The 11,219-nt window shown below is 71.7% G+C and carries 10 protein-coding genes; 1 reads left to right on the top strand and 9 read right to left on the bottom strand.

Features of this window, described 5'->3' with window-relative positions:
* Positions 1-39 precede the first annotated feature (39 nt).
* Both BLR04_RS12305 and BLR04_RS12300 read right to left on the bottom strand, forming a co-directional pair.
* Positions 40-378 carry a P-II family nitrogen regulator gene (locus BLR04_RS12305; protein ID WP_090762859.1) on the bottom strand — a complete coding sequence of 113 codons (339 nt, stop codon included), beginning with the start codon at positions 376-378 and terminating at the stop codon, positions 40-42.
* On the bottom strand, positions 375-1,697 hold the full coding sequence (locus tag BLR04_RS12300; RefSeq protein WP_090762857.1) for an ammonium transporter: 1,323 nt from the start codon (positions 1,695-1,697) through the stop codon (positions 375-377). Before BLR04_RS12300 ends, BLR04_RS12305 begins: the two co-directional genes overlap by 4 nt.
* Before the next feature lie 211 nt (positions 1,698-1,908).
* On the opposite strand from BLR04_RS12300, the gene BLR04_RS12295 reads away from it, so the two are divergent.
* The gene (locus tag BLR04_RS12295) at positions 1,909-2,835 is read left to right on the top strand and encodes an ABC transporter substrate-binding protein (protein ID WP_090762855.1); all 927 of its coding nucleotides are present in this window, start codon (positions 1,909-1,911) and stop codon (positions 2,833-2,835) included.
* Between the two features lie 308 nt (positions 2,836-3,143).
* On the opposite strand, the gene BLR04_RS12290 is transcribed toward BLR04_RS12295, so the two are convergent.
* From BLR04_RS12290 to hutU, 7 genes are all read right to left on the bottom strand, one after another.
* On the bottom strand, positions 3,144-4,085 hold the full coding sequence (locus BLR04_RS12290) for a sigma-70 family RNA polymerase sigma factor (RefSeq protein ID WP_090762852.1): 942 nt from the start codon (positions 4,083-4,085) through the stop codon (positions 3,144-3,146).
* A 67-nt stretch (positions 4,086-4,152) separates the two neighbouring features.
* Positions 4,153-5,337, bottom strand: a complete 1,185-nt coding sequence (gene hutI, locus BLR04_RS12285; RefSeq protein WP_090762850.1) for an imidazolonepropionase — start codon at positions 5,335-5,337, stop codon at positions 4,153-4,155.
* Positions 5,334-6,656 (bottom strand): formimidoylglutamate deiminase, encoded by a 1,323-nt coding sequence (locus tag BLR04_RS12280; protein WP_090762848.1) that lies wholly within the window; start codon positions 6,654-6,656, stop codon positions 5,334-5,336. Before BLR04_RS12280 ends, hutI begins: the two co-directional genes overlap by 4 nt.
* A complete protein-coding gene (locus BLR04_RS12275) occupies positions 6,647-7,819 on the bottom strand; it encodes an allantoate amidohydrolase (protein ID WP_090762846.1) in 1,173 nt (390 codons plus the stop codon). The genes BLR04_RS12280 and BLR04_RS12275 overlap by 10 nt, the downstream gene beginning before the upstream one ends.
* 67 nt (positions 7,820-7,886) lie before the next feature.
* Positions 7,887-8,558, bottom strand: coding sequence for an SDR family oxidoreductase (locus BLR04_RS12270; protein WP_090763050.1), 672 nt, complete (start codon positions 8,556-8,558; stop codon positions 7,887-7,889).
* Between the two features lie 84 nt (positions 8,559-8,642).
* Positions 8,643-9,485 carry a MurR/RpiR family transcriptional regulator gene (locus tag BLR04_RS12265; protein WP_090762844.1) on the bottom strand — a complete coding sequence of 281 codons (843 nt, stop codon included), beginning with the start codon at positions 9,483-9,485 and terminating at the stop codon, positions 8,643-8,645.
* Between the two features lie 40 nt (positions 9,486-9,525).
* The gene (gene hutU / locus BLR04_RS12260) at positions 9,526-11,178 is read right to left on the bottom strand and encodes a urocanate hydratase (RefSeq protein WP_090762842.1); all 1,653 of its coding nucleotides are present in this window, start codon (positions 11,176-11,178) and stop codon (positions 9,526-9,528) included.
* Positions 11,179-11,219 lie beyond the last annotated feature (41 nt).

Raw genomic sequence — 11,219 nt, 5'->3', positions numbered from 1 at the left:
CGTGCCCCTGATACACGTCCTCGCCTCGCCGCGGATCTCTCACAGGGCCTCCGGACCCTGCTCTCCCGTGCGCACCCGGATCACGGTGTCGACCGGCACGGACCAGACCTTGCCGTCGCCGATCTTGCCGGTGTGGGCGGCCTTGACGATGACGTCGATCACGTCGTCGGCGTCGTCCTCCTCGGCCAGTACCTCGACCCTTACCTTCGGCACGAGGTCGACCTGGTACTCGGCGCCGCGGTAGACCTCGGTGTGGCCGCGCTGACGGCCGTAGCCGCTGGCCTCGCTGACGGTCATGCCCTTGATGCCGAACTGTTCGAGCGCGGCCTTCACGTCATCGAGCTTGAAGGGCTTGATGATCGCCGTGATGAGCCTCATGCGTCCACCTTCTTCGGAGCGGGAGCGGCGGGCCCGTTCGGTGAGCTCACGCCGGAGGCGTAAACGGTGCCGAGGTCGTAACCGGTCTCGGCGTGGGTCGTGGCGTCGACGCCGGCGACCTCTGCCTCCTCGGGGATACGGAAGCCCATCGTCTTGTCGATGGCCTTGCCGATCACCCAGGAGATCACGAAGGAGTAGAGGCCCACAACGACCGGGCCGAGTATCTGGAGGCCGAGCTGGCTGAGCTGGCCGCCCGGGATCAGGATGCCCTTCTCCTGGCCGTCGGCGAACGGGTAGGCGGCCACGAAGCCCAGCGCCACGGCGCCGATGACACCGCCGACCAGGTGGACGCCGACCACGTCGAGGGAGTCGTCGTAGCCGAGCCGGTACTTCAGGCCCACGGCGTAGGCGCAGCCCACACCGGCGAGCAGGCCGATGAGCGCGGCCGCCCACGGGTCGACGAAACCACAGGCGGGGGTGATGGCGACGAGACCGGCCACCGCGCCGGAGGCGACGCCGAGGGTGGTGGCGTGGCCGTCACGCAGCTTCTCCACGATCATCCAGGCGCCGGCGGCCACAGCCGTGGCGATCTGGGTGTTCATGAACGCCAGAGCGGCCGTCTGGTCGGGCGCGAGCTCGGAGCCGGCGTTGAAGCCGAACCAGCCGAACCACAGCAGTCCGACGCCGAGCAGCACCAGCGTCAGGTTGTGCGGCCGCATGGGCTCCTTGCGCCAGCCCTTGCGCTTGCCGATGACGAGTGCGAGCGCGAGCGCCGCCGCACCGGCGTTGATGTGGACGACCGTGCCGCCGGCGAAGTCCTCGATGCCGAGCTGGCCGAGCCAGCCGCCGCCCCACACCCAGTGGGCCACCGGGAAGTACACGACCGTGGCCCACACCACCGAGAACACCACCCACGCGCCGAACTTGGCGCGGTCGGCGATCGCGCCGCTGATCAGCGCGACGGTGATGATGGCGAACGTGAGCTGGAAGGCGGAGAACACCATCAGGGGGAAGTTGCCGTCAGGGCTGGCCGCCTCGTAGACGGCATTGACGACGCCGCTCAAACCGACGTAGTCGAGCCCTCCCACGATCTTGTTGAGGAAGCCGGAACCGTCTCCGACCGCATCGAACGCGAGCGAGTAACCGTAGAGGACCCAGGCGACCGTCACGACGATGATGCTGACGAACGACATCATCATCATGTTCAGGACGCTCTTGGCCCTGGTCATGCCCCCGTAGAAGAACGCGAGGCCCGGAGTCATCAGCAGCACCAGGGCGGTGCATACCAGCATCCAGGCGGTAGTGCCGCTGTCGATCATCGAAGCGACCCTCCTTTGTGCATGTGACGTGTGGCCACAGCGTCTTTGCCTGGAGTTTCGCGGCTCGACCAGGTGTGTTTCACATTCGTGAATCTCTCCGGAGCGGTGTTTCTGCCGCGTTTCGGACGGCTCACGACTCCTCTTCGAGCTCAGCTATAACGGTCATGGCATACTTAGGTTCGCCTTACCTAAATAAGACCAAGGAACGCCCATGCGACTGCGCCTGGCCCTACTCGCCATGCTCCCTGTCATCACCCTCGCCGCGTGCGGCACCTCCACCTCGTCGTCCGAGGCCGGCCCGACCCGGACGGTCAAACACGCCATGGGAGAGACGAGCGTTCCCATGGAGCCGAAGCGGGTCGTGGTCCTCGACACCGACAAGCTCGACAGCATGGTGTCCCTCGGTATCACCCCCGTCGGCGGTGTGGTGGCGACCGAGAACGAGCCGTTCCCCGCCTACCTCGGCACGGCCCTGTCCACCACCAAGAACGTGGGCACGATCGCCCAGCCCAACCTCGAGGCCATCGCCGCCCTGAAGCCGGACCTCATCCTCGGCTCCAAGTTCCGGCAGGAGGCCCTCTACCAGAAGCTCAGCCAGATCGCCCCCACCGTGTACACCGAGCGCGTCGGCATCACGTGGAAGGAGAACTTCCTGCTGGACGCCGAGGCGGTCGGCAGGAAGGACCAGGCCCAGCAGCTGCTGTCGGCGTACGAGGCGCGGGCCAAGGAGACGGGCTCGAAGCTTTCCGACATCAAGGTGAGCATCGTGCGTTTCCGGCCCACCGAGATCCGCGTCTACGGCCCTGACTCGTTCTCCGGCATCGTGCTGGGTGACGCGGGCATCGCCCGTCCGGAGGCGCAGCTCCTCGCCGACAAGGAGGACAAGCGCTTCACGGCGATCAGCCAGGAGAACATCTCCACCGCCGACGGTGACGCCCTGTTCTACACGGCCTTCGGCGACGCGGCCGCCAAGTCGCAGGCAGAGGTGACCGCCGGACCGCTGTGGAAGAACCTCTCGGCCGTCAAGGAGGGCCACGCCTTCGGCGTCGACGACGAGATCTGGATGACCGGCATCGGCGTCACCGCCGCCGGCAAGATCCTCGACGACCTCACGAAGTACCTCACCCCGCTGGTGTAATGCCTGTACGGATGCAGCCGGGCCACCCCACGGCCCGGCTGTCCGCTTTCCAGGCGCCTGCCCCAGCAGAGCCCCCTCAAGAAAGCCCTTTGATGCCGACCCTGCTCCGGCAGGGTCGGCATCGCGCCTCCACTAAGCCCTGAGGCGGCGTCACCCCGGAGCTACGGCGGGCGCAGCGGGCCGTAGGCACGCATCGCGGCGCCCGGCCCGAGGGGGTTCCCCAAAAATGCCACGGAAGTGACCCCCGGGCGCGGGCGCGCCGCACGCCGACGGCGCCCCGAACCCCGGCGGACCTCCGCAGGAAGCGGTCAGGCGGCGGCGGTGGCCATCTTGCGCAGGCGCGCCAGGGCGTCGCGTTCGATGCGGCGGGCGCGGTCGCGGCCGATGCCGTAGCGTTCGCCCACCTCGGTCAGCGTGTGCTCGCGCCCGTCGAGCAGCCCGTAACGCCAGCGCAGCATCTCGCTCGTGACGCCCTCAAGCCCGGTCAGCCACTCGTCGAGCCGCTCGCGTTCGAGGATGTCGATCGCCTGCTGCTCAGGATCGGCCCACGTCTCGTCGGCGATCATGTCGCCGAGCTCCGTCTCGTCCTCGTCGCCCACGCCGAGCTGCAGCGAGACCGGGTCGGACGCCCACCGCCGCAGCTCCCGCACCCGCTCGATGGGCAGTTCGAGGATCTCGGCGAGGTCGTCGTCGGTCGGCTCGGCGTCGAACTCGGCGAGCAGGTCGCGCCGCACCCGCATCAACCGCGTCATCTGCTCGCCCGCGTGCGTGGGCAACCGCACCGGCCGGGCCTGCTCGTGGATCGCGCGCCCCACCGACTGCCTGATCCACCACGTCGCGTACGTCGAGAACTTGTAACCCCGCTGGTAGTCGAATTTCTCGACCGCCCGCACCAACCCCAGGTTGCCCTCCTGCACCAGGTCGATGAGCGGCATCCCCCGGCCGGAGTACTTCCTGGCCACCGCCACCACCAGGCGCAGGTTGGCCTGGATGAACTCGTCCTTCGCGCGCCGGCCGGAGATCGCCAGGCGCTCCAGCTCCTCGTCGGCCGCGTCGCCGATGCGCGGCTCGGCACCCCCGCTGTCGAGCAGTTGCTCGGCGAACAGGCCCGCCTCTATCCGCTTGGCGAGGTCGACCTCCTGCTCGGCCGTGAGCAGCGGCACCCGCCCTATCTCCGCCAGATACGTCCCCAGCAGATCGCGTTCCGCGACGTGCTGTTCCTGCGTGCGACTCCCCGTAGGCCTTGCCATCCCCAGGCACCTCGTTCCGCAGCTGCGTTCTATATCTCGGCAACGCTTGACACGAGGCAAAGATTCCCTAAAGCACTACGACCGAGGAAGGGTTCTGGGCGTCCTCCTCAAGGAGGAGACCGGCACGAAACACCTGGTGAACGAGGGGCACACCGGGCCGGTAGGCCAGATGCACATAGGAGGGGGCGTCGAGGACGACGAGGTCGGCGCGGGCGCCGGCCTTCAACCAGCCTACGTCCGTACGGCGCAGGGCGCGCGCCCCTCCGTACGTCGCCGCCCTGACGGCCTCCAGCGGCGTCATCCGCATCTCGCGCACCGCGAGCGCCACGCAGAACGCCATGGACGAGGTGTACGACGAGCCGGGGTTGCAGTCGGTCGCCAGCGCCACGGTCGCGCCCGCGTCGATGAGCCGACGCGCGTCCGGATACGGCGACCGGGTCGAGAACTCCGCCCCCGGCAGCAGCGTCGCGACCGTGCCGGACGAGGCCAGCGCGTCGACGTCGGCGTCGGTCAGATGGGTGCAGTGGTCGGCGGAGGCGGCGCCGAGCTCGCAGGCGATCCGCACTCCCGGCCCCTCGGTGAGCTGGTTGGCGTGCACGCGGGCGCCGAGCCCGGTGTTCAGCCCCGCCGTGAGGATCTCGCGCGTCTGGTCGCCGTCGAACGCGCCCCGCTCGCAGAACACGTCCACCCACCTGGCGTGGGGCGCGCACGCCCGCAACATGTCACCGGCGACGAGCCGTACGTAGGAGTCGGCGTCCGTGCCGGCGGGCACCACGTGCGCGCCGAGGAACGTGGTCTCCTGGGTCAGCCCGGAGGCGATCTCCAGGGAGCGGCGCTCGTCCTCGACGGACAGCCCGTAGCCGCTCTTGATCTCCACGGTGGTGGTGCCCTGGGCGAGCATCTCCCGCACCAGGCCGCTCGCGCGCGCGGCCAGCTCGGCGTCGCTCGCCCCGCGCGTGGCCGCGACGGTGGTCCTGATGCCACCCCCGGTGTACGGCTCCCCGGACATGCGCGCCTGGAACTCCGCGGTACGGTCGCCGGCGAAGACGAGGTGGGCGTGGCTGTCCACGAAGCCGGGGATGACGGCGCGGCCCCCGGCGTCCACGCGGCGGTCGGCGTCCGGCGCCTGCGCGGCGGGCCCGGTCCAGGCGACCAGGCCGTCCTCGACGACGAGGGCGGCGTCGGCCAGCTCCTCGCGTTCGGGGTCGCCGGTGTACAGCAGGCCGATGCGGTCGATCAGGGTCGTGGTCATCGCAGCTCTCCGATCGCCTCGGCCAGCAGGGTCCCGATGTCGCCGAGCGTGTGGCGCCCGTCCTTGACGACGCGCCGGCCGCCGGAGATCACCGAGTGCACGTCGGCCGCCGTGGCCGCGTACACGACGGCCTCCAGCCCGTCGACGCCGGCCGTGCGCACCGAGTCGAGCCGTACGGAGACGAGGTCGGCCCAGGCGCCGGGCATCAGCATGCCGGCGTCGGGGAAGCCGAGCGAGGCGTGTCCCGCGGCGGTCGCGGCGTGCAGCAGGTCGGTGGCGGGCCAGTGGCCACGGGTCTCGGTGGCCAGCCGCTCGTTCAGCTCCACCGCCCGCGCCTCCTCGAACAGGTCGATGACGGCGTGGCTGTCGGAGCCGAGCGTGATGGGCGTGCCCCGGTCGCACAGGGCGCGGGCGGGCCCGATGCCGTCGGCGAGGTCGCGTTCCGTGGTGGGACACATGCACACGTACGCGTCCGTCTGGCCGATCAGCTCGATGTCGACGTCGGTCAGGTGGGTGGCGTGCACCGCGGTCGAGCGCGGCCCGAGCGCCCCGCGTTCGTGCAGCACCTGGACGGGGGTCGCGGCGTACGCCTCCACGCAGGCGGCGTTCTCGGCCCGCTGCTCGGAGACGTGCGCGTGCAGGGGCGCGACGTGGCGGTGGGAGAACTCGGCCACGACGCCCATCTGGTCGGGCGGCACCGCCCGCACGGAGTGGATGGCCGCGCCGATCTGCACGTCGCTCTGCCCCGCGTACGCCGCCGCGAGCTCCTCGGCCCTGACCGCCCACCCGTCGGCGTCGCCGTCGCTGAACCGCAGCTGCGGCCCGGCGAGGGGCACGCCGATGCCGCCGGAGACGTAGCAGGCGTCGAGCAGCGCGATCCGCAGCCCGGCCTCGCGGGCGGCGTTCACCAGCGCGTGCCCCATGACGTTGGCGTCGTCGTACGGCCGCCCGCCCGCCTCATGGTGCACGTAGTGGAACTCGCCCACGCAGGTGACGCCGGCCATCGCCATCTCGGCGTACACGGCCCTGGCCAGGCGCAGGTAGGAGTCGGGGTCGAGGCGCGCGGCGATCTCGTACATCCGCTCGCGCCAGGTCCAGAAGTCGCCCCTGCCCTGCTGGGTGACGCCGCGCAGGGCGCGGTGGAAGGCGTGCGAGTGGGCGTTGGCCAGGCCGGGGACGGTGAGCCCGGGCAGCCGCTCGGCCGTGCCCGGCGGACCCTGGTCGACCCGGGTGATCCGGTCGCCGTCGATCTCGACGAGCACGTCGTCGGCGAGCCCGTCGGGCAGCCAGGCCCGCTCGCACCAGTAGGTCAGCGGCACAGGTCCTCCAGCACGTCCGCGAGCGCCGCGACGCCCGCCTCGCAGTCGGCCCGCTCGGCGTGCTCATCGGGCGCGTGGGACACCCCGGTCGGGTTGCGGACGAACACCATGGCGCTCGGCACGCCCGCGGCGGCGAGGATGCCGGCGTCGTGGCCGGCGCCGGTGGGCAGGATCGGGGCGGGCCCGTCGCCGCCCCCTGCCACGCGGGCCAGGCGGTCGCGGAGCGCCGCGTCGAAGCCGACCTCCGGCGTCCACGACTCCTCGCGCACGTCGGACGCGGCGGGGGCGAGCGCGGCGACCAGCTCGCGCACGCCGTCCTCGCCTGGCCCGCGCGCGTCGAGCCAGGCCGAGACCAGGCCGGGGACGGCGTTCGCGTTGCCCGGCGTGACCCGCACCTTTCCGACGGTGGCCACCACGCCCAGCCGTTCGGCCTGCTCGCGGGCCGAGAGGACCATGCGGGCGAACGGCAGCATGGGGTCGTCGCGGTCGGCGAGCCTGGTGGTGCCCGCGTGGTCGGCGCGGCCGCGGAAGTCGAACCGCCAGCGTCCGTGCGGCCAGATGGCGCTCGCCACGCCCACGGGCCGGCCCTCGGTGACGAGCCCGCGGCCCTGCTCGACGTGGAGTTCCACGAACGTCCCGACGGCCGCCAGCGTCTCGTCGTCGCGTCCGAGCGCGTACGGGTCGCGTCCGGCCTTTCCGAGGACGTCGGCCAGCGTGTCGCCTTCGTCGTCGGTGAGCCCGAGTGCCCGTTCTGCCGCGAGCACACCCGTGAGCAGCCGCGACCCCATGCACGGCACGCCGAACCTGGCGCCCTCCTCGTCGGTGAAGCAGGCGATGCCCACCGGCACGGACGGCTCGACCCCGCGCCGGCGCAGCGCGTCGACCGCGGCGAAGGCGGACACGACGCCGAGCGGGCCGTCGTACGCGCCGCCCTGGCGGACGGAGTCGAGGTGGCTGCCGGTCACCACGCCGGGACGGTCCGGCGACGGGGCGCCCCACCAGGCCCAGAGGTTGCCGTTGCGGTCCTCGCGCAGGTCGAGTCCGCGCCGGGCGGCCTCGCCCGCGAACCATTCGCGCAGTTCCAGGTCGGCGTTCGACCAGGCGTCCCTGAGGTATCCGCCGGTGCCGGGATCTCGTCCGATGTGCGCGATTGGCTCAAGCATGACCCCACTGTAATGAATAGATCCATTCACCACAGCCCACACCCCACCCCCACAGGGGCGGCCATGCTCAGCGCGGGCGGAGGGTGAGGTCGGTGAGGTGGGCGTCGGGGCCGGCGGTGAGGGCGGTCAGCACGGCCCGCGCCACCGTCTCCGGCCGCAGGTACTTGTCCGCCTCGTACGGCCCGCCCTCGTAGCCGCGCACGCCGCGCTGCATGTCGGTGTCGATCCGTCCCGGATGGATCGACGTCACCCGGAGCTCGGGCTCCTCCAGCCGCAGCGCGTCGGCGAACGCCCGCAGCGCGAACTTGCTGGCCGCGTACGCCCCCCACTCGGGGTTGGCCCGCAGCCCGGCGCCGGAGTTGACGCACACGACGTGCCCGCCGGCCCGCCGCAGCGCGGGCAGCAGCAGCCTGGTCAGGTCGGCGACCGCGATGACGTTGACCTCCATGGTCCGCCGCCACACGTCGGCCTCCTGGTCGGCGATCCGCCCGAGGTGGGCGACGCCGGCGCTGTGGACGAGAACGTCGAGCCGCTCGACACCCGCGACGTCGGCCTCGCCGACCCGGGTCAGCTCCACCGGCCAGGCCCGGCTGCCGGGCAGTTCTGCCGCGAGCTCGGCGAGGGCCTGGGCGTCACGTCCGCCGAGGATGACGTCGTGGGTGGGGGCGAGGGCCCGGGCGACGGCCGCGCCGACCCCCCGGGAAGCGCCGGTGACCAGCGCGGTCGGTCGTTCACTCATGCGGCCCAGCTTATGGACCTTGACGGGCCTCGGTTCCACCGGTGCCTGCTGCGAGGCGCCGACCCGTTCAAGGCGGCGTTCTCGCTACGGAAGATCGCCGGTCAGGAACGCGCCGGTCTCGTCCGTCATGCGCTCGAACTCCTCCAGCCTGGCCCGCGTGCGCAGCGGGGCCGCGTCGGCCATGGCCTCCACCAGGGCCATGGCCAGCGCGAGCGGCGCCGCGTGCGAGTCGAACACGAGCCGGTCGCTCACGGGCGCGTCGAGCACGATCTCGGCGGGGAAGTCGGGCCGGTCGGTGATGACGGCCGCCCGCAGGCCCAGCTTCTCGGCGTACTGGAGGGCCTGCACGGCCTCGCGCGGGTAGCGCGGCAGCACCACGGCCACCACCCACTCCGCGCCGGCCCTGCGGGCCGCGTGCAGCCCGTCGACCAGCTCCGACCCGCCGTGCGTGAGGAGCCGCACGTCGGGGTGGATGCGACGGGCGTAGTACGCGAACGTGGTGGCCAGGCCGCACGAGACGCGCAGCCCGACCACCGGCAGCGGCTCCGTCGCCGCGAGGTGTTCGCCCAGCTCCTTGAGCGGGAACGCCGGCAGGCGCTCCCTGACCACGGCGAGGTTGCGGATCTCGCGGTCGACGGCCCCGCGCAGCAGGCTCTCCCTCGGCTCCTCGGGGCCGCCGCCCATCACGAGCGGGCGCAGCGCCTGGCGCAGCTCGGGATAGCCGGTGAACCCGAGCACCACGGCGAACCTCGTCACGGACGGCTGGCTCACCCCGGCCCGCTCGGCCAGCTCGACGCTGGACAGGAAGATCGCATCGTCGAGGTGCTCGCTCAGGTAGTGGGCGATCCTGCGCTGCACGGGTGACAGCCTCCTGCCGTCCAGCAGCACACTGAGCCCGGGGTGCTCACCGTGATATCCGTCCGCCACGTCACCTCCAACACGCCGGTCGCGGCGATCTCATCCCTTTCTAGCTCGATTCGCGCATCGGGATGCGAACTCCGCGGTCTTCGGCCACCTGTGCGGCCTCCTCGTAGCCCGCGTCCACGTGGCGCATGACGCCCGTGCCCGGGTCGTTGGTGAGCACGCGGTTGAGCTTCTCGCGCGCGAGGTCGGTGCCGTCGGCCACGGTGACCTGGCCGGCGTGGATGGACCGTCCGATGCCGACGCCCCCGCCGTGGTGGATGGAGACCCAGGACGCGCCCGAGGCGGTGTTGAGCATGGCGTTGAGCAGCGGCCAGTCGGCGATCGCGTCGGACCCGTCGGCCATGGCCTCCGTCTCGCGGTAGGGGGAGGCGACCGAGCCGCTGTCGAGGTGGTCGCGGCCGATCACGATGGGCGCCTGCAGCTCGCCGGAGGCCACCATGTCGTTGAACCGCTCACCGGCGACGTCGCGCTCGCCGTAGCCGAGCCAGCAGATGCGCGCGGGCAGGCCCTGGAAGTGCACCTTCTCCCCCGCCGTACGGATCCACCTGGCCAGCGGCTCGTTGTCGGGGAACAGCTCAAGGATCGCCCGGTCGGTGGCGGCGATGTCGGCGGGGTCGCCGCTCAGCGCCGCCCACCGGAACGGCCCCTTCCCTTCGCAGAACAGCGGCCTGATGTATGCGGGCACGAACCCGGGGAAGTCGAAGGCCCGCCCGTACCCGGCGAGCTGGGCCTCTCCCCTGATGGAGTTGCCGTAGTCGAACACCTCGGCCCCGGCGTCCTGGAAGCCGACCATGGCCTCGACGTGCCGCGCCATCGACGCGCGGGCCCGCTCGGTGAACCCGGCAGGGTCCTTGTCGCGCTCGGCCGCCATGTCCTCGAAGGCCACGCCCACCGGGAGGTAGGCGAGCGGGTCGTGGGCCGAGGTCTGGTCGGTGACGACGTCGATCTCCGCGCCCCGTGCCAGCAGGTCGGGCAGCACCTCGGCGGCGTTGCCGACCACGCCGATCGACAGCGGCCTGCGGGCGTCGCGCGCCTCGTAGGCCAGCCGCAGCGCCTCGTCGAGCGAGTCGGCCTGGACGTCCAGGTAGCGGTGCTCGATGCGGCGGGTCACCGAGCGGGGGTCGCAGTCGACGCAGATGGCCACGCCGCCGTTCATGGTGATGGCCAGGGGCTGGGCCCCGCCCATGCCGCCCAGGCCGGCGGTGAGAGTGATCGTGCCGGCCAGCGAGCCGCCGAAGCGCTTGGCGGCGACGGCGGCGAAGGTCTCGTAGGTGCCCTGGAGGATGCCCTGGGTGCCGATGTAGATCCACGAGCCCGCGGTCATCTGCCCGTACATCGTGAGCCCCGCGGCCTCCAGGCGCCGGAACTCCTCCCAGTTGGCCCAGTCGGGCACCAGGTTGGAGTTGGCGATGAGCACCCGCGGCGCCCATTCGTGGGTGCGGAAGACGCCGACGGGCCGTCCGGACTGCACGAGGAGGGTCTCGTCGCCCTCCAGCGTGGTGAGCGTCCTGACCAGCGCGTCGTACGAGCGCCAGTCGCGCGCCGCCCGTCCTGAGCCGCCGTAGACGACCAGCTGCTCGGGGTGCTCGGCCACCTCGGGGTCGAGGTTGTTCTGGAGCATGCGGAGCGCGGCCTCCTGCGGCCACCCCTTGGCGGTGATCGTGGTGCCCCGTGGCGCCCGGACGCTGCGGCTCATCCTAATCCTCCTGAATGAGATAATTCACTCATGTCACCCGC

It is taken from the genome of Nonomuraea maritima, assembly GCF_900100395.1.
In the GTDB taxonomy this organism is placed as follows: domain Bacteria; phylum Actinomycetota; class Actinomycetes; order Streptosporangiales; family Streptosporangiaceae; genus Nonomuraea; species Nonomuraea maritima.
The sequence above is the reverse complement of the archived record's forward strand: the minus strand, read 5'-3'. Positions and strand labels throughout refer to the sequence as shown.

Coding starts and splice junctions, on each gene's coding strand:
- BLR04_RS12305 (WP_090762859.1), bottom strand. CDS start 378: ATGAGGCTCATCACGGCGATCATCAAGCCCTTCAAGCTCGATGACGTG.
- BLR04_RS12275 (WP_090762846.1), bottom strand. CDS start 7,819: ATGCTTGAGCCAATCGCGCACATCGGACGAGATCCCGGCACCGGCGGA.
- hutU (WP_090762842.1), bottom strand. CDS start 11,178: ATGAGCCGCAGCGTCCGGGCGCCACGGGGCACCACGATCACCGCCAAG.
- BLR04_RS12295 (WP_090762855.1), top strand. CDS start 1,909: ATGCGACTGCGCCTGGCCCTACTCGCCATGCTCCCTGTCATCACCCTC.
- BLR04_RS12290 (WP_090762852.1), bottom strand. CDS start 4,085: ATGGCAAGGCCTACGGGGAGTCGCACGCAGGAACAGCACGTCGCGGAA.
- hutI (WP_090762850.1), bottom strand. CDS start 5,337: ATGACCACGACCCTGATCGACCGCATCGGCCTGCTGTACACCGGCGAC.
- BLR04_RS12270 (WP_090763050.1), bottom strand. CDS start 8,558: ATGAGTGAACGACCGACCGCGCTGGTCACCGGCGCTTCCCGGGGGGTC.
- BLR04_RS12300 (WP_090762857.1), bottom strand. CDS start 1,697: ATGATCGACAGCGGCACTACCGCCTGGATGCTGGTATGCACCGCCCTG.